The sequence below is a fragment of the Paenibacillus glycanilyticus genome, from assembly GCF_030161375.1.
Classification (GTDB): Bacteria; Bacillota; Bacilli; order Paenibacillales; family Paenibacillaceae; genus Pristimantibacillus; species Pristimantibacillus glycanilyticus_B.
In genome coordinates this window covers 288,702-305,125 of sequence record NZ_BSSQ01000019.1, presented here as the reverse complement: position 1 = coordinate 305,125, position 16,424 = coordinate 288,702, and the positions used below count along the sequence as shown (strand labels likewise).

General features: G+C 51.3%; 18 protein-coding genes. 16 read left to right on the top strand and 2 right to left on the bottom strand.

Annotation, left to right across the window (positions count from 1 at the left end):
* Positions 1–6: 6 nt before the first annotated feature.
* The 15 genes from QQK89_RS25390 to QQK89_RS25320 all read left to right on the top strand — a co-directional run bounded on the left by QQK89_RS25390 (position 7) and on the right by QQK89_RS25320 (position 14,207).
* The gene (locus QQK89_RS25390) at positions 7–936 is read left to right on the top strand and encodes an ABC transporter permease (protein ID WP_284241515.1); all 930 of its coding nucleotides are present in this window, start codon (positions 7–9) and stop codon (positions 934–936) included.
* 18 nt (positions 937–954) lie between these two features.
* A complete protein-coding gene (locus QQK89_RS25385; protein ID WP_284241514.1) occupies positions 955–1,848 on the top strand; it encodes an FAD binding domain-containing protein in 894 nt (297 codons plus the stop codon).
* 54 nt (positions 1,849–1,902) lie between these two features.
* The gene (gene pucD, locus QQK89_RS25380) at positions 1,903–4,215 is read left to right on the top strand and encodes a xanthine dehydrogenase subunit D (RefSeq protein WP_284241513.1); all 2,313 of its coding nucleotides are present in this window, start codon (positions 1,903–1,905) and stop codon (positions 4,213–4,215) included.
* Positions 4,212–4,733 (top strand): (2Fe-2S)-binding protein, encoded by a 522-nt coding sequence (locus QQK89_RS25375; protein ID WP_284241512.1) that lies wholly within the window; start codon positions 4,212–4,214, stop codon positions 4,731–4,733. Before pucD ends, QQK89_RS25375 begins: the two co-directional genes overlap by 4 nt.
* The gene (uraD, locus tag QQK89_RS25370; RefSeq protein WP_284241511.1) at positions 4,714–5,205 is read left to right on the top strand and encodes a 2-oxo-4-hydroxy-4-carboxy-5-ureidoimidazoline decarboxylase; all 492 of its coding nucleotides are present in this window, start codon (positions 4,714–4,716) and stop codon (positions 5,203–5,205) included. Before QQK89_RS25375 ends, uraD begins: the two co-directional genes overlap by 20 nt.
* A gap of 19 nt (positions 5,206–5,224) precedes the next feature.
* Positions 5,225–6,184, top strand: coding sequence for a factor-independent urate hydroxylase (pucL, locus tag QQK89_RS25365; protein ID WP_284241510.1), 960 nt, complete (start codon positions 5,225–5,227; stop codon positions 6,182–6,184).
* A gap of 5 nt (positions 6,185–6,189) precedes the next feature.
* A complete protein-coding gene (gene uraH / locus QQK89_RS25360; RefSeq protein ID WP_284241509.1) occupies positions 6,190–6,567 on the top strand; it encodes a hydroxyisourate hydrolase in 378 nt (125 codons plus the stop codon).
* Positions 6,568–6,585: 18 nt separating this feature from the next.
* The gene (locus QQK89_RS25355) at positions 6,586–7,986 is read left to right on the top strand and encodes an allantoinase (RefSeq protein ID WP_284241508.1); all 1,401 of its coding nucleotides are present in this window, start codon (positions 6,586–6,588) and stop codon (positions 7,984–7,986) included.
* Positions 7,987–8,001: 15 nt separating this feature from the next.
* On the top strand, positions 8,002–9,258 hold the full coding sequence (gene allC, locus QQK89_RS25350) for an allantoate deiminase (protein WP_284241507.1): 1,257 nt from the start codon (positions 8,002–8,004) through the stop codon (positions 9,256–9,258).
* The gene (locus tag QQK89_RS25345; RefSeq protein WP_284241506.1) at positions 9,255–10,496 is read left to right on the top strand and encodes a pyridoxal-phosphate-dependent aminotransferase family protein; all 1,242 of its coding nucleotides are present in this window, start codon (positions 9,255–9,257) and stop codon (positions 10,494–10,496) included. Before allC ends, QQK89_RS25345 begins: the two co-directional genes overlap by 4 nt.
* 102 nt (positions 10,497–10,598) lie before the next feature.
* Positions 10,599–11,648: an adenosine deaminase gene (gene add, locus QQK89_RS25340; protein ID WP_434481766.1), complete on the top strand. Its 1,050-nt coding sequence runs from the start codon at positions 10,599–10,601 to the stop codon at positions 11,646–11,648.
* 99 nt (positions 11,649–11,747) lie between these two features.
* Positions 11,748–12,419, top strand: coding sequence for a ThuA domain-containing protein (locus QQK89_RS25335; RefSeq protein WP_284241503.1), 672 nt, complete (start codon positions 11,748–11,750; stop codon positions 12,417–12,419).
* Between the two features lie 169 nt (positions 12,420–12,588).
* Complete coding sequence (locus tag QQK89_RS25330; protein WP_284241502.1) at positions 12,589–13,095, top strand: metallophosphoesterase family protein; 507 nt, start codon at positions 12,589–12,591, stop codon at positions 13,093–13,095.
* Positions 13,070–13,903, top strand: coding sequence for a metallophosphoesterase (locus tag QQK89_RS25325; RefSeq protein ID WP_349816747.1), 834 nt, complete (start codon positions 13,070–13,072; stop codon positions 13,901–13,903). The genes QQK89_RS25330 and QQK89_RS25325 overlap by 26 nt, the downstream gene beginning before the upstream one ends.
* A gap of 31 nt (positions 13,904–13,934) precedes the next feature.
* Complete coding sequence (locus QQK89_RS25320; RefSeq protein ID WP_284241501.1) at positions 13,935–14,207, top strand: HesB/YadR/YfhF family protein; 273 nt, start codon at positions 13,935–13,937, stop codon at positions 14,205–14,207.
* A gap of 86 nt (positions 14,208–14,293) precedes the next feature.
* Here QQK89_RS25320 and QQK89_RS25315 read toward each other — a convergent pair whose 3' ends face one another.
* Together QQK89_RS25315 and QQK89_RS25310 are read right to left on the bottom strand one after the other, a co-directional pair.
* Positions 14,294–14,941 carry a metal-dependent hydrolase gene (locus QQK89_RS25315; protein ID WP_284241500.1) on the bottom strand — a complete coding sequence of 216 codons (648 nt, stop codon included), beginning with the start codon at positions 14,939–14,941 and terminating at the stop codon, positions 14,294–14,296.
* A 177-nt stretch (positions 14,942–15,118) separates the two neighbouring features.
* Positions 15,119–15,427 (bottom strand): hypothetical protein, encoded by a 309-nt coding sequence (locus QQK89_RS25310; protein ID WP_284241499.1) that lies wholly within the window; start codon positions 15,425–15,427, stop codon positions 15,119–15,121.
* Positions 15,428–15,570: 143 nt separating this feature from the next.
* On the opposite strand from QQK89_RS25310, the gene QQK89_RS25305 reads away from it, so the two are divergent.
* Complete coding sequence (locus tag QQK89_RS25305; RefSeq protein ID WP_284241498.1) at positions 15,571–16,416, top strand: HAD-IIB family hydrolase; 846 nt, start codon at positions 15,571–15,573, stop codon at positions 16,414–16,416.
* Positions 16,417–16,424: the final 8 nt, after the last annotated feature.

The following is a 16,424-nucleotide window of genomic DNA, read 5'->3' as shown; positions in this document are numbered from 1 at the left end:
TAGACCATGGACGTATTTGTACAAATCATAGTAGCTGCCATCTCATCCGGCACACCTCTCTTGTTCGCAACGCTTGGCGGTATCTTGATCGAACGCTCGGGGATTATTCAACTCGGGGCAGAAGGTCTCATGCTGATGGGAGCGGTTATCGCTTGCATGACCTATCTCCACACCGGCAACTTGGCGCTTACATTAATTGCTGCATGTGCGATTAGCGCCGTGCTTGGCGTCGTCCACGCCTTTATGTGCGTCACGCTTAGAGCGAATCAGATTGTAAGCGGGCTTGCGTTAACGTTATTTGGAACCGGGCTTAGCGCGTATCTGGGCAAAAGCATTACCGGACAGCCGGTAGCCGGCGCAGTTCCGAAGGTAAACCTGACCTGGTTGGAAGACGTACCCGTAATTGGCGGAATATTCTCTCATCTCGATATCTTGACTTGGTTCAGCTTCATTCTTGTTATTGTCCTGCATCTCTATATTCACCGTACGTCCTGGGGCCTTCATCTAAGAGCGATCGGCGATAATCCGCCAACGGCTGATGTCATGGGCATCCGAGTTCAATCGTTCCGTTACGGCTATATCATTATCGGCTCCATGTTAATCGGCCTTGCCGGCGCAGATCTCTTGCTGGTCTATTCGCCAACTTGGATCGAAGGCATGACGGCAGGCAGAGGCTGGATTGCCGTAGCTCTTATTATTTTTGCCAGATGGAATCCGATCCGCGCTTTATTCTGTGCTTATTTCTTCGGAGCTTTGGATACGATTGGCTTCCGCATTCAGTTGATCGGCAGCGAGGTGCCATCCTACTTCCTGAAGATGATTCCTTACATTGTAACGATTCTGGTCCTGATGTTCCTTGGCTGGCGCAATCGCAATAAGCCGTCGGGCTCGCCGGAATCGCTTGGAACTCCTTATATCCGTGAACAAAGATTCTAATCGAAAGGGGATGGCGATATGGCTGCAAATGCACAAGGAGTGGCTGAGGCACCTTTCGTCTGGCATCCATCCAATACGGCGGAAGCCTGGCAACTGAAACAGACGTTTGGAGCGGAAGGTGTATTCACTGCAGGGGGCACGCTGCTTCGGACGCAATGGGAGTCGGGGCTGGCGGCCATGCCGACCCATCTCATTAATGTTGGGGCAATCGAAGAACTGCACAGACTTGGAATGGATGGAGAATCGCAAACAGGTCATATCGGAACGATGATTACGCTATCGGAAATACGGACCAGCCCGCTCATTCATAAAAACTTCCCGCTGTTGACGGAAGCCGCCAGGAACATTGCCGCCCCGTCGATCCGCAACTTAGCCACCATTGGCGGGAACGTATTATCGATGGTAGGGGACTCGATACCGGCTTTACTTCTCTATGATCCTGTCTTGCATTGGCATGACGGCTCCAATGGACTCGAAGAGCCGCTGTCTGAATGGCTATCCACCGCAGCCGTTCATGCCGCATGGAAGGAACGGCTTCTGATTGCAGTTGAGCTTGCCAAGCCAACTTTGGATACGAATACGAAGCGATTCGTCGCTTACCATAAAGTCGGCAGAAGGGATGCTTTTACGCCTTCCGTCATCACCGCCGCCATAAGCTTGCAGCTGGATCCCGATCATCGGCTAAGCGATGTGCGTATTGCGTTAGGCGGCGGACAAACGATACCGTCCCGGCTTGAGGCGGTGGAAGCTTTTCTAACCGGCAAACCTGCGGACAAGAAGGCGATTACCCAGGTTTACGGCATGATCCTCGAAAGCTTCGAACCAAAGGGAGATGCTTTCGTACCGGTTAGTTACCGTAAGAAAGCGGCTGCGAATCTGATCGCGTCGGAATTATGGAAAGCATCAAGGTGAATCCGCAAGCTTATTGGCGGCGGAACGCATGAGAGAGAGGACGGGTGGTCATACATGCTGTTGAATCGGAAAGGAAGCGGGGCACGTTGGCGGGTTCGCCCAGACGGACCGGATAAAGTAACCGGCAAGCTGGCGTATCTGACTGATATGACAAATCCAGACATGCTGATTGGCCGCGTATTGCGAAGCCCTCATCCGCATGCGCGGATTAAAGCGATCCGCACGGATCAAGCTGCGGCATTGGATGGCGTTCATGCCGTAATTACCCATAAGGATGTTCCGGGGCTTAACCGGTACGGCATTGCGCATCCGGATCAGCCGGTATTGTGCGAGGAGTTCGTCCGTTACGTAGGGGATGCCGTAGCAGCGGTTGCGGCAGAATCGGCAGAGATTGCCGAGCAAGCGCTCAAGCTGATTGAAGTTGATTACGAGCTGCTTACCATTGTAGACGATGCCGAATTTGCCTTAACAGGCGATGCGCCTCAGTTACATCCTCAAGGCAATCTGCTTCACCGCAAAACGTTCAGCCGCGGCGAGGTAAACGCTGCTTTCGAGCAGTGCGCGCATGTGGTGGAAGAGACCTACTATACGCCGCGGCAGATGCATACGTACATGGAGACCGAAGGGGGATTGTTCATCTTCGGCGAGGACGGACGGTTGACCGTCTATGCTCCTACTCAGCATGGATTTATGGACCGGATGCAGCTATCCCGCATATTAGCTATTCCGCAAAGCGAGATCAGAATTGTCTCCAGTCCAATCGGCGGGTCATTCGGAGGGAAAGACGAGTTAAACGTTCAGCCATACGGCGCGCTGCTGGCTAGAGTTACGAATCGGCCCGTGAAGTTCCATAATTCCAGATGGGAATCGGTTAGAGCCGGACTGAAACGGCATCCCATGAAAATCTCGATGAAAACCGGCGTAGACGGTAACGGCCGCTTAATTGCCCATCAAGTCCGGATTATTGCCGATACCGGCCCCTATGCAACGCTTGGCGCTGAAGTGCTGAACTTTGCCGTCGAGCATGTGATAGGCCCATACCGGTATGAGCATGTGGATGTTGATGGTTACTCGGTGTTTACGAATAACGGCATGTCCGGCGAGTTCCGCGGATTTGGCGGGAATCAGGCGATATTTGCGCTGGAGGGACAATTCGATCGTCTGGCAGAAAAGCTCGGCATGGATCCTTGGGAGCTCAGGCTTCTCAATATGAGAAAGCCGGATGATCCCGGTCCGTTTGACCAGCCGATTGCACAGACGGAAGGCGCAAAGCAAGTATCGGCCGCAATGACAGCCAGCAGCTTGTGGCAGGAACGGGGCAAGCATCTCGGTGCGGAAGACGAACATGCCGAACCTTGGATTCGAACAGGCGTCGGCGCGGCATTTACGATGCATGGTGCCGGACTTGGCTTCGGTATTCCGGATCCTGGCGCCGGGAAGCTGGTCCTAGCTTCCGACGGCAAGATTGAAGCGGTATTTAGTTACGAAGAGTTTGGCCAAGGTTTAATTGCCACGCTCGAACAAATGCTTGTGGAACAGTTCGGTTTTGCTTCTGAAGATATTCGTATCGTGATTGGCGATTCGGATGCGGTCATGGACGGCGGATCAACGACGGCATCCCGCGCGACCAGCATGATGTGGAAATCTTTGCAGAACTTACGGCCGCTGTTCGAAGAAGCCGTCCTTACGAAAGCTTCCGCTATTGTAGAGTTGCCTGCGGGGCAGCTGAGGTTTGGCGAAGGAGGCATTTACGCCATTGAACAAGGTTCGGATGCCCATGCGGCAGAACGGCTTATGACTTATCGCGAGCTCGCCGTCGCCATTGGCGAACCGGTCACTTGCACCACGCAGTTTCATTTTCCAACTTCGACAACCGATTTGGTAGGAGCCCATTTCCTCTATACCTATTCGGCGGTTGCCGTAAAGGTAGAAGTTAACCAGTTAACCGGACGGATTCGCGTTCTTCACCAATATCATGCGGTTGCTGCCGGACCGGTCATCAATCCGCAAGGTTTCTTGGGGCAAATCGAAGGCGGCAGCAGCATGGCGCTCGGATTCGCGCTTACTGAAGATGCCGTTATGAGCGAGGGTCAATATGTGACGAAAAATCTGGACACGTATCTGGTGCCGACGATAGCCGAACATCGCGGGACGATTGATGTCCATCCGATCGAAGATCTTCCGCAGGAAGATAACCACGGTCCGCGTGGAATTGGCGAAGTAGGATCGGTAACGCTCGCGCCAGCTATCGCGGCCGCAATCTATGATGCGGTAGGGATTCGGGTAACTAAACTTCCCGTTGATCCGGAAATTCTGCTCGCGGCATCAGTTGACCAATTACTGGAAAAGGCGGTGAGCGGAGAATGAAAGACTCGATAAACCCCCTGTCACCGCTCGACACAAGAGCGATCCCATGCACCATCAACGGCAATGATGTGAGTCTCCATGTACCGCCTGCCAAACGTTTGCTTCATGTATTAAGAGATGATCTAGCCATGACCGGGACCAAACGGTCCTGCGATATCGGCCGCTGCGGCGCTTGCATGGTAATGGTAGACGGCGCTGCGGTCAACTCCTGTCTGACGATGGCCTATCAATGCTCGGGCAAGTCGATTACAACGATCGAAGGCGTCTCCGCAGGGGGCATGGACCCGATTCAACGCGCTTTCCTGGAAGAAGGCGGATTCCAGTGCGGTTATTGCACGCCGGGAATGATTATTTCGGTTAAAGCGCTTCTTGATCATAATGCGGATCCGTCCCCGCTTGAGATTGAAGAAGCGTTATCCGGTAATATTTGCCGATGCACCGGTTACGGCGGCATTAAGAGAGCGGTTCAAAGAGCGATAGAGTGGAGGAAAGAAGGTTATGAATCTGGCAACGATTAATGAGCTGTCCAAAGAGTCCTTCATAGAAACCCTTGGCGCCATCTTCGAGCATTCGCCTTGGGTGGCTGAGGAAACGTACGGCCTTCGTCCTTTCGGGAGCGTTGACGAACTGCATGACGCGATGGTCAATGTTGTGCTCCGGGCAACAGCCGAGACGAAGCTTGCTTTGTTCAGGGAACATCCCGATCTGGCCACGCGAATCAAGATTGGCGAGTATTCGACGCTGGAGCAGCAAGGAGCGGGACTCGACAGGTTAACGCCGGAAGAATTTGAAATCTTCTCCTCAAGAAATAGGGAATACACCGGCAAGTTTGGTTTTCCATTTATATTAGCCGTACGCGGCAAGGATAAATCCGATATATTGGCCGCCATGGAAGCTAGAATTCATAACAGCCAGGAAGAAGAGGCGGAAGAGGCATTTTGGCAAATCGCCTGCATTACGAAATTTCGGTTGCATGATCTCATTACGTAAATAGAAGGGATGGATTGATATGCTTAAACTTCGCAGTGGTCGTACTCTTTATTATGGCAAAGGTGATGTTCTTACTTATCGCACTTATGCTAAGCCATTATCCGTAACCGCTATACCCGAATCTGCCTATATCGGTGACAGCAATGTCATCTTTTCTCATAACATCACATTCGCCGTAAGCAGCGAGCAACTTCTGACTTCGTTCACCGAAGGAGACAATTCGCTTGTAGTCGCCACGGATTCGATGAAAAACTTTATATTGCGCCACACGGCTGATTATGAAGGCAGCACGACGGAAGGTCTTCTCTCTTTTATAAGCACCAAATTTATGGACCGCTACCCGCATATCGATGCGGTAGAATTAAGCGCCGACCGGATTCCTTTTCAGACGCTGGAAGTAGCCTCTCCTTCCGGGGTAGGTTTGGAGCAAAGCCCGCTTGTATACCGCCGTTCCCATAACGATCATGCCAGCGCTTCGATGAAGCTGAACCGGAAGGACGGGGCGCCTGTCGTAGACACGCATGAATGCTCCATTACCGACCTGCAATTGATTAAAGTAAGCGGCAGCTCATTTTACGGCTTTGTCCGCGATGAATATACGACGTTGCCTGAAAGCTTCGATCGGCCTCTCTTTATATTCCTGGATATTTACTGGAAATACGATCAATTTGGCGATGCGGCCGACGCGGATCAAGGCCGTTATGTCCCTGCCGAGCAAATCCGCGATATTACTCATAACGTATTCCATGAGATGAAATCGCCATCCATACAATTCTTGATCTATCAAGTCGGCCTCCGTATTCTTACCCGCTTCCCGCAGTTGTTGGAGATCAGGTTCGAGTCCAATAACCGCACATGGGAGACGATCGTGGACAATACGGAAGCAGATCCGGCCGGCGTATATACCGAACCTCGCCCGCCATTTGGTTTCCAAGGCTTTACGATGACCCAAGAAGATTTGATAACGGACGGAGAGTGAAGCGGATGAGCGGCGGACGCATTACAACCCATGTGCTGGATACGTCTAGGGGCAAGCCTGCTATTGGAATAAACGTTGAGCTTTGGTTAATTGAGTCGTCTAATTCGGCGGAGAGCCGTACCTTATTAAGAACAGCGGCGACGAACGAGGATGGCAGGTTAGATGCTCCGCTGCTTGACAGTGATGAGATGCTGGCAGCCGTCTACGAGATCGTTTTTTGTGCGGGAGATTATTTCCGGGATGAGAAAAGGCGCCACATTCTCGAAGCCGAGCCCGTGTTCGACCGCGTGCCGATTCGATTCTATGCGGCGGATGCGGAAGCTCACTACCATATTCCGCTATTGGTCGCACCAGGCGGATATAGCACGTACCGCGGAAGTTAGAGTAGAGGAGGCAGCAGGATGAACCAGGTCTTTGATCGGATGATTCGAAACGGGAAGGTTGTTCTCCCAGGCGGAACCTATAAACGCGACATTGGCATAATAGACGGTAAAATCGCGGCGATCTCCCCATCGCTGGCCGATTCCGCCGCCGATGAAGTGCTGGATGCCGAAGGCCAATACGTGCTTCCCGGCATGATTGATATCCATGTTCACTTTAATGAACCCAATTTTGGCCATTGGGAAGGTTTTGCTACCGGGTCAGCGGCATTAGCCGCCGGAGGCTGCACCACTTACGTGGATATGCCGCTTAACGGCAACCCTCCTACGGTTACTCCTGAAGCGCTTGCTTTGAAAGGGAATCTAGCGGTAGGGAATTCTTCCGTAGACTATGCGTTCTGGGGCGGTCTTGTCCCGGGTAAGCTGGATCAGCTGGAGAAGATGGCGGCATTAGGCGTAAGAGGTTTCAAAGCATTTATGTCTAATCCCGGCGGAGAAGGCGAAGGCCGATTTCGTGAAGTCGACGATCTGACTTTATATGAAGGCATGCAACGGATTGCCGCGTTAGGCGGATTTGTTGCTCTTCACGCCGAAAGTGATGCCATTACTTCTCAATTAGCAGAGCGGGCCATACGGGAAGGGCGAACCGATGCCCGTGCTTTTGTCGCCTCCCGTCCGGTCATCGCCGAGCTTGAGGCGGTTAATAAAGCGATCTTATTCTCGGAGCAGACGGGCTGTGAGGTTCATTTTGTCCATATCAGCAGCACCCAGGCTATTGAATTGATCGATCAAGCCAAAAAACGCGGCGTTAAAGTGACGGTAGAGACATGCCCCCATTATCTGGTGCTGACGGATGAAGATATGGCAAACATCGGTCCCGCCGCCAAATGCGCGCCGCCGCTTCGCAGCGCGGAGCAACAAGATGGCTTGTGGCGGTTAATTGCGGAAGGCAAGCTGGATGTCATTGCTTCCGACCATTCTCCTTGTCCGCCGGAGCTGAAGTTTAGCGAAGAGCTTACCTTTTTCGAAGCATGGGGCGGCATTGCCGGCGCGCAGAACAGCCTGGAGCTTGTCTTTGACGAAGGTTATATCAAACGGCACATCCCACTGCATCAGCTAGTCGAGCTGCTGTCAGCCGGTCCCGCGAAGCGATTTGGCCTGTATCCGCAAAAAGGCGCCATTGCCGAAGGCGCAGATGCCGATCTAGTCTTTGTTGACGCAAGCCACTCTTACACGCTAACAGAGGAGCACTTGCAGCAGAGACACAAAATAAGTCCTTACCTTGGCCGCGAGTTTGCCTGCAAAGTGACAACAACTTTGGTAAGAGGCTTAACGGTCTATACCGAAGAACAAGGCGTTCACCCTGCTAGTCAAGGGCAGTTATTGCTAAAATCCGTAAATGCACCACAACAAACCCCATAGCAGGAGGCTGTTACGATGAGGATCCCGATGGAACAAGAAGCCGCCTCCTTTGTCTCTCGCCTTCTTGATGAGCTGGCCTCATTTGGTGCAGATGAACTCGGAGGGGTAACCCGTCTTTTATATACGCCCGAATGGCTGCAGGCGCAGCTATTCCTGGCGGAGAGAATGAAATCGCTTGGCATGGATGTCCGGTTCGACCGGGTCGGCAACCTATTTGGCCGGCTGGAAGGCAGCAGCAAGGAAGCGCCGGTCATACTAACCGGCTCGCATATCGATACCGTGCGTTCGGGAGGGAATTACGACGGTGCCTACGGCATAGCCGCAGGCATCGCGGCAGTTACGTATTTGAAGGATACGTACGGTCAACCGGTGAATACGTTAGAGATTGTCTCTTTCTGCGAGGAGGAAGGCAGTCGATTCCCGCTTACCTATTGGGGTTCGGGCAACATGACCGGCCTTTACGAATGGCAAAGCGGCGGAATCGTGTTTGATTCCGAGGGCATTAGCCTGCAGGAGGCGATGGAAGCGTCTGGCTTCGGCAAGCCGGAGCAGGAATCCAGCAAACGGGAAGATATCGGAGCTTTTGTCGAGATTCATATCGAGCAAGGACCGGTATTGGAACGTCAACGCAAACGGATTGGTATCGTAGAAGCGATAGTTGGCCAACGCCGCTACGTCGTCACGGTGCGTGGCGAGACCAATCATGCCGGAACGACACCGATGTCGATGCGCCATGATGCGCTTGTTGGCGCAGCCGAGATGATCCTTCAGCTCGAAGCCGATGCGCTTGTCAGCGGCGAACCGCTGGTCGCTACGGTTGGTCGGATTGAATGCGTGCCGAATACGCCAAATGTCGTGCCGGGCGAAGTCAGCTTTACGCTTGATATCCGACATATCGATGAATCGGCCATCACGAAGTTTTGCGATCAAGCGATTGCCAAATTTAACGAAATGGCCAAGTGGCGCGGATTGGAACTGTCCATTGTTCCATGGCTAGAAGCAAAACCCGCCCCGATGAACCGGGAACTAAGCGATAAGCTGGAAAGAATCGCGAATGATCTGTCCTTGCCCTATCGCCGCATGGTGAGCGGAGCGGGGCATGATGCCCAGATGTTCACCACGCAATGTCCGACGGCTATGCTGTTCGTGCCAAGCAAATCCGGTATCAGCCATTCGCCGCAGGAATATACATCGCCTGAAGAACTGGCCGAAGGGGTATCCGTATTGGCCGCATTACTATATGAGTTAGCCTACGAGGGGATATTGCCATGAAACGATATGCCGAACTAGCGCCATCCCAAAGAACGATAATGACGCCGGGTCCTGTTGAAGTGGATCCGAGAGTGCTGCGTGCGCTTTCCTATCCGATATTGGGCCAATTCGATCCACAATTCACCGCTTATATGAACGACACGATGGAGATGCTTCGCGCCTTGTTCCGTACGACGAATCATTGGGCGTTCCCGGTTGACGGCACTTCCCGTTCCGGTATCGAAGCGGTGCTGACTAGCCTGATCGAGCCGGGAGACAAAGTGTTGATCCCCATCTATGGCCGGTTTGGCAATCTGCTCTATGAGATTGCTGAGCGAGTTTGCGCCGAGGTTGCTTTTATTGAGAAGGAATGGGGCACCGTCTTCGATCCGGAGGAAGTAATCAGCGCCATTCACCGCGAGAAACCAGCTCTTGTGCTGATGGTACATGGGGAGACATCTACCGGCCGCATGCAGCCGCTCTCCGAAATCGGAAAGGCATGCCGCGAATTAGGCATCCTATTTGTTGTAGATGCCGTTGCTACGATAGGCGGAGTGCCCGTGAATACGGATGAATGGTGTATAGACGCCGTTATAGGCGGAACGCAAAAATGTTTGTCCGTTCCTTCGGGCATGGCTCCGATTACGTACAATGAACTTGCGGCGGCTAAGATAAATGCCCGCAAAACCATTGAACGAGGGCTCCGGACGGCAACGGATAGCGAGCTTCCCAACCTGGCTATCAAACGGCCCGTTATTCAGAGCAATTACTTCGATCTCGCTCAACTGCAGGACTATTGGAGCCCGGCCAGACTGAACCACCATACCGAGATGACTTCCATGTTATATGCTTTGCGAGAAGGTCTTCGTCTAGTGCTCGAAGAAGGGCTTGACGAACGTTTCGCCCGTCATCGCCTTCACGAATCGGCCTTGGTGGCAGGGCTTGAAGCGATGGGCCTTACCTTATACGGCGACCCGAACTGCAAGCTGCCGGTTGTTACGTGCATTACGATTCCTGAAGGCATTGACGGAGAATCCGTTCGAAGCATGTTGCTTCATACCTTCGGAATCGAGATCGCGAGTTCATTTGGCAGTCTGAAGGGGAAAATATGGCGGATCGGCACAATGGGCTATAGCTGCCGTCAGCCAAACGTGCTTCAGCTGCTTGGCGCGCTGGAAGCCGTGCTTATCCGTCACGGAGCGAAGCTTCACACCGGAGCGGGACTGCAGGCCGCACTGGATGTTTATGATCAAACATAGTAAAATGACGAAATGAGAAACGGTATCCACCTTTCAGGCTACTTGCCGGAAGGGAGATGCCGTTTTAGCTATCCATCATCCGTTAATCCTCCTGGAAGGAAGGTGTACATATTGAATCAAGCACAATACGAACAAATAAAGCTGCTGCCAAAGATTGACCTTCACGTGCATTTGGACGGCAGCGTGAAGCCGGATACGATACGTGATCTAGCTAAATCGCAAGGCAAAGCATTGCCTGTTGCTTCCGAAAATGATGATCTTACCCCGTGGATGCAAATCGATGAGAGCTGCACCAGCTTGGTCGAATATTTGAGCAAGTTTAACTTTGTGCTGCCGTTTATGCAGACAGCGGAATCGCTCGAACGCATAGCGGAAGAAATCGTGGAGCAAGCTGCCGCTTCGAATTGTCTATACGTGGAAGTAAGGTTTGCGCCTATACTCCATACGCTCGAGGGCTTGTCTGCTAGCGATGCGATTAAGCATACGATTGCCGGATTACGGCGTGGAGAACAAATGTTCGATGTCAAGGCGAGAGTTATCGTCATCTGCATGCGCCACGATTCGATAGAGAATAATCTCGAGGTTATCGACGCAGCGCGCGATTATTACGGCAAAGGCGTAGCAGCCGTTGATCTGGCAGGCGACGAAGCGGGATTTCCGCCAGGACTGCATCGCGAAGTGTTCGAACGGGCTAGTAAGTACAACTTGCCCATTACGATTCATGCGGGTGAAGCAGGCGGTTCGAATAATGTCAGAGAAGCCATTACTGAGCTTGGCGCGGCTAGAATCGGTCATGGTGTTCGGATCACGGAAGATCCTTCGGTTATGGAGTTAGTGAAATCCACGCGAACGCCGCTAGAGATGTGTCCGGTCAGCAACATCCAGACGAAAGCGGTAAGCGGTTGGGATACGTATCCGATTCGCCGATTTATGGAGGAAGGGATTCTCGTCACCGTCAACACGGATAATATGACGGTGTCGGGCACAACGATGAATCTCGAGTTTGAGATGCTTGCCGAGCATTGCGGATTTACGCTCGAGGAGCTTGCTCAGCTGACAAGGAACAGCGCGGAAGCGGCCTTTTTATCGGAAGAGGAGAAATCAGAACTCCGGGAAGCGGTTCAACAAGCGTTGCAAAAGCTTGGATTGTAAATCTTTTTTAAAGCAAACGGCAGGGATCAAATAAAGAACGGCGAACCTCCCATGTAGAGTTGAATGGATACGAATCACACAACAGGGAGGTCATGACCCATGCATAGACTATTAGCCGTAATCGGTGATTATTATCATCCGCATGCCGTGATTGAAGAAGGGTTAGAAGAGAGTCTGTCTTCGTGGCTCGCTAGCGGCAACGTAAGTTTGACTTATGTAACGGTAGACCGGCTTGCGCAAGCGCTGCTGGATAAGCCCGATGCGGTCATTCTGTTTAAAGACGACAAAATCAATCCGGCCGACGAGAACCCGGCACACTGGCTGGATCCGGAAACGGAACAAGCGATGCTTCAATACGTGTATGATGGCGGCGGTTGGTTTTCCTGGCATTCGGGCCTTGCTTCTTATCCGGAGGATGGGGCTTATGTCTCGATGACGAAAGGGTATTTCAAGTATCATCCTGAGCAGAAGCGGGTAAGGTTCGAACCCGTAGCTAGCGGGTCAGCGGATTCTAGCGAGCATCTTGCCATTAACCCGGCTTGGGAGTTTGATTCGTTAGAAGAACATTATTTCGTTTATTGCGATGAGGCAAACACCAATGTGTTCATGCGTACGTATTCGGAGGACGGAGAATCCATTGGCGGCTGGTCGCATGGCTACGGCAAAGGACGTGTATGCTGCCTGACGCCGGGCCATAACCTCCATACGCTCATTCTGTCCGAGATGAAACAGCTGGTAGAATCTATTGTAAGATGGTGCGCGCGAGCATAAAACCGCGATTCGCCGCTTAAGCTCCTTCTATAGAGGAGCTTCTTCTTTTTCTGCTATAATGGCGGTATGTACATATGGTGGTGCTCGTAGTGGAAAAAATAATCGCTTCAGCATGTGCAGCATTATTCCTAACGTGATCGAAATCGGATAACAAAGGAGCACAGCGCTAATGAAAATAATTGTCGTCTCGGATACCCATATGCCGCGTATGGCCAAAGCCCTCCCGCCAAGGCTTTTAGCGGAGCTCGCAAACGCCGATCTGATTATTCACGCCGGAGATTGGACCAGTTCATCCGTGTATAGCGAGTTGTCAAAGTTCGCGCCGGTCAAAGGGGTAGCCGGCAACAATGACGGCGAGATCATCGTCAAGAAGCTGGGATACAAAAAAATCGTAAGCGCAGGCGGTAAACGGATCGGCCTTGTGCATGGCCATCTTCCGTATTCCGGCAAGAAAGCCGAGCAGAACGCGGCACTGGCTTTTACGCCTAATCAGGTTGACGTGATCGTATTTGGCCATTCCCACGTTCCTTATATGAAGGAGCATAACGGCGTGCTGCTGTTTAATCCCGGCTCGCCAACGGCCAAGCGGAAACAGCCCCAATATTCGTTTGGCGTTATGCATATATCGGATGGGGAGTTAAAAGCACGGCATATTTTTTACGATAATAAGATATGACGCTACAAGTAACGCAACAAGGGAGGAAGGCATCATCGTATATATCCTTATCGGGCTAATTGCCCTCGCGGCTCTGATCTACAGCCTGTTTATTCTTCCAACGCAATGGCTGAAGATAGAGCGTATTCAATACAAGACGGGAGCGGGTATTAAAGTACTGCAGATCAGCGATATCCATATCGAACATATCCGGATTCCGGCAAGCCGTCTGAAGCGGTTGATCCGGTCCGAACGTCCCGCGTTTGTATGCATAACCGGCGACTTCACGGAGCTTGCCCCATATTTGAACAAGGTAGATCGTTATATCAAGGAACTAGCGTCTGCGGGCGTGCCTATGTTTGCGGTGTACGGGAATCACGATCATCATCTGGCTCCGGCTGACTTGCAGAAGTTGACACGTATGCTAGAGAAGGCTGGCGTCCGCCTGCTGCATAACGAAGTGTACCACGCGGGGCAATACGAGTTGATCGGCATAGACGACTGGACCAGCAAGAAGAGCGATCCGGACAAAGCATTCGAGAAGGCTGATCCGGCTAAACCTGCGATCGTGCTGACGCATGATCCGAACGTAGTGCTACATATCAAACATCCATTCACGTATCTCATGGCGGGTCATTTCCACGGGATGCAATTCCATCTTCCGTTTCTGTTCAAATATTTGCGGAAAGGCGCGTTGCCGGCGGCAGGTATTTATAAAGGCATGCATCAGATGGAGAACGGGATGATCTATATTTCGAAAGGGATTAGTCAGACCGGAACAAACGCCAGATTCCTGATCCGAAGCGAAGTGACGATCCATGAGTTATAAGAGAAAGCTTTGAAGAGGAGGTGAGAGACCGATGAAAATGAGCGTTACTCCTGCCGCAACGGCACTATTCAAGCAAGATTGGGGATTTCGAACACACGACAGCGTGCGCATCTTCGTACGTTACAGCGGCGGCGGAGAAGACGCCTTCGCCTTCGGGATTATGAAGGATACCGCCCGTTATCCTGCGGTAACAACCGTAGAGGACGGCATTACGTTCTATATGGAGGAAAATGATGCGTGGTACATGGATGGAAAAGACCTTACCATCGACTGCCGCAATGACAATATCGTATTTCTTCGTTAATTTCATGACTTGTATGCAAAAAGACGCTTCAACCATGTACAAACCTGGTTCTGAAGCGTCTTTTGCCGTTTGTTAGTACCCTTATCTTATAGAAACGGAATCTTGAATGATTTCTTGATCATGGGATACAGCCATTTCACTCCGCTTGGCGTTAACGTATCGGCAACCAGATGAGAGAGATAACCGATGACGGCAATCTGCATAAGGCCTTCCAGTTGCAGTTGCTGTTCCAAGCCCCAAGCAATCGCACCCCACGCAATAACCGCCCATACCGTATGGGTAAGCCCTCTGTGCTTGAGCCATGGCGCCCAAGCAATAAATACGCCTAGACCGATTAACCAACTGATGCTTAAGTTGACGCCTCCATATAACAAGGCAACGCCAACCGCGCTAACAAGCGCATTCCTGATCATGCCGCCTTGGACGACAAGTCCCAGCAGAAGGAGAGTAGCACAGGCAATGCTTAGCGGTATGTTCCAATACTTATCGCTTATGTACAAATAAACCGCAACGGCGGTAAGCAGCCAGCCGCTTCCTTGAAGAAGGTTGTGGAGCCACTTGGACAACTTGCCCGCTTTCGAGCTCAATAAGCTAGGCCCGTCGAGGTCGGCGCTTAATGCCGAGAAGGCCGCAACGGCAAGATAAGTTGCCGCATTGGCGATTGAGAACGGGTAATGGGCTGCGGCAGCCGCCCCGATTGCAACGCCGATCGTTAAATGAGTCGTGCCTTTCATGGGACCTCCTCTGACTGATTTGCAAGCATCAAACATATGTTCGCCTTCCTATTATAGCGCATATGCTCGGTTATTGCCACCTAGGTTAACATAAATATCCTTATGGTAACCTATCAAGTCAGAGATCAACAGCAGGGGCCGACCAATCCAATCAGTAGAAGACTTGCCGGTAGAAAATTAACGATTTTTCCTTGGACGGCGGTCAATTTCCTCGGACACGACAAATGCCAGTTCCTCGTTCCCGAACAAAGAGAGAACTTGAAGCAACGTTGCATCGTCAATATCGCCAGCTTGTTCCTTAGGTGCCGTTAATGTCATGGCTTCGACCAACCGTTCATTTGTGCCTTGCTCAGGATAAGCCTGCTTATACAACGCGACGGCATCCAATCCAACATTCACGCACCATTGGGCGAACACAAGAATCATTGTATCTTCATCCTGTTTATATCTTTCTATGATAATCTGTTCCATTTCTTTTGAATTCATTGCTATTTCTCCTTTAAGACGGTAATATAATGTACGAAAAATTATTCATAATAGACGGATTGTAATATTATTTTTGACAGAATACAATCTAGCATTTTACCATATATGTAAAACATATTCGATCAAACGAAGGAGGAACGGAATTGCCTTCTTGTTATTTAACGGATCTTGACGGTACCTTGCTTCGTGCTGACGAATCGATGTCGGATTATACGGTCCTTCAGTTGACGGAAGCGCTGGAAGCGGGCGTAATTATCAGCTATGCGACGGCGCGAAGTTATGCGAGTTCTTATCGGGTAACTTCTGCCATCCCGTGGCGGTACCCGATTGTATTGTATAATGGAGCAATGATCTTTGATCCTGCGTCGAAGCGGGTTATCGGTGGCCATTGGCTAAGTCCGGATCTATCCCATTTAATCATGGAAGCGGGACGGTCGCACGGGTTAGTCCCACTCGTGTTCGCTTTGGATGAAGAGGATCAGGAGAAGGTTCTGCACGAGAAGCTGTCGAGAAGCGGCGAGGTTGCGTTTTACAACAGTAGACCAAATGATCCTAGGTTTCGCGAATACGACAAAATTGCCATTACTGAAAATTATCGTTCTTTGATTATCACTTATATTGGTTTATTTGAGGAATTGGAGCCGTTGAAGCAACGGCTTGAGCAATTATGCGGGGGACTTGTTCATATTCAGTTCATAAAAGATGTCTATATTAAAGATCATTATTTTCTTGAACTAAGCCATCCTATGGCCAATAAAGGGGATGGCGTCCGGTTATGGGCACAACTCGTTGGCATGGAGCTCGAAGCGGTCACCGTATTTGGAGACAACTTGAACGACCTTGGCATGTTCCGAGCAGCAGGAAACCGAATCGCTGTAGCGGATGCCCATGAGCAGATTAAACAATTGGCGGATCGCGTCATCGGCACCAGTAACGAAGATGCAGTAGCCAGGTATATAGCATTAGAGCGGCAAGGTTTGACTACATGAGGATAAAG

What these genes read in the sequence shown, in the direction of transcription:
- QQK89_RS25320 (WP_284241501.1), top strand. Translation starts at nt 13,935, where the DNA reads ATGAAAATGAGCGTTACTCCTGCCGCAACGGCACTATTCAAGCAAGAT.
- QQK89_RS25375 (WP_284241512.1), top strand. Translation starts at nt 4,212, where the DNA reads ATGAAAGACTCGATAAACCCCCTGTCACCGCTCGACACAAGAGCGATC.
- uraH (WP_284241509.1), top strand. Translation starts at nt 6,190, where the DNA reads ATGAGCGGCGGACGCATTACAACCCATGTGCTGGATACGTCTAGGGGC.
- QQK89_RS25310 (WP_284241499.1), bottom strand. Translation starts at nt 15,427, where the DNA reads ATGAATTCAAAAGAAATGGAACAGATTATCATAGAAAGATATAAACAG.
- QQK89_RS25385 (WP_284241514.1), top strand. Translation starts at nt 955, where the DNA reads ATGGCTGCAAATGCACAAGGAGTGGCTGAGGCACCTTTCGTCTGGCAT.
- QQK89_RS25390 (WP_284241515.1), top strand. Translation starts at nt 7, where the DNA reads ATGGACGTATTTGTACAAATCATAGTAGCTGCCATCTCATCCGGCACA.
- QQK89_RS25330 (WP_284241502.1), top strand. Translation starts at nt 12,589, where the DNA reads ATGAAAATAATTGTCGTCTCGGATACCCATATGCCGCGTATGGCCAAA.
- uraD (WP_284241511.1), top strand. Translation starts at nt 4,714, where the DNA reads ATGAATCTGGCAACGATTAATGAGCTGTCCAAAGAGTCCTTCATAGAA.
- allC (WP_284241507.1), top strand. Translation starts at nt 8,002, where the DNA reads ATGAGGATCCCGATGGAACAAGAAGCCGCCTCCTTTGTCTCTCGCCTT.
- pucD (WP_284241513.1), top strand. Translation starts at nt 1,903, where the DNA reads ATGCTGTTGAATCGGAAAGGAAGCGGGGCACGTTGGCGGGTTCGCCCA.
- QQK89_RS25335 (WP_284241503.1), top strand. Translation starts at nt 11,748, where the DNA reads ATGCATAGACTATTAGCCGTAATCGGTGATTATTATCATCCGCATGCC.
- QQK89_RS25355 (WP_284241508.1), top strand. Translation starts at nt 6,586, where the DNA reads ATGAACCAGGTCTTTGATCGGATGATTCGAAACGGGAAGGTTGTTCTC.
- QQK89_RS25345 (WP_284241506.1), top strand. Translation starts at nt 9,255, where the DNA reads ATGAAACGATATGCCGAACTAGCGCCATCCCAAAGAACGATAATGACG.
- QQK89_RS25315 (WP_284241500.1), bottom strand. Translation starts at nt 14,941, where the DNA reads ATGAAAGGCACGACTCATTTAACGATCGGCGTTGCAATCGGGGCGGCT.
- pucL (WP_284241510.1), top strand. Translation starts at nt 5,225, where the DNA reads ATGCTTAAACTTCGCAGTGGTCGTACTCTTTATTATGGCAAAGGTGAT.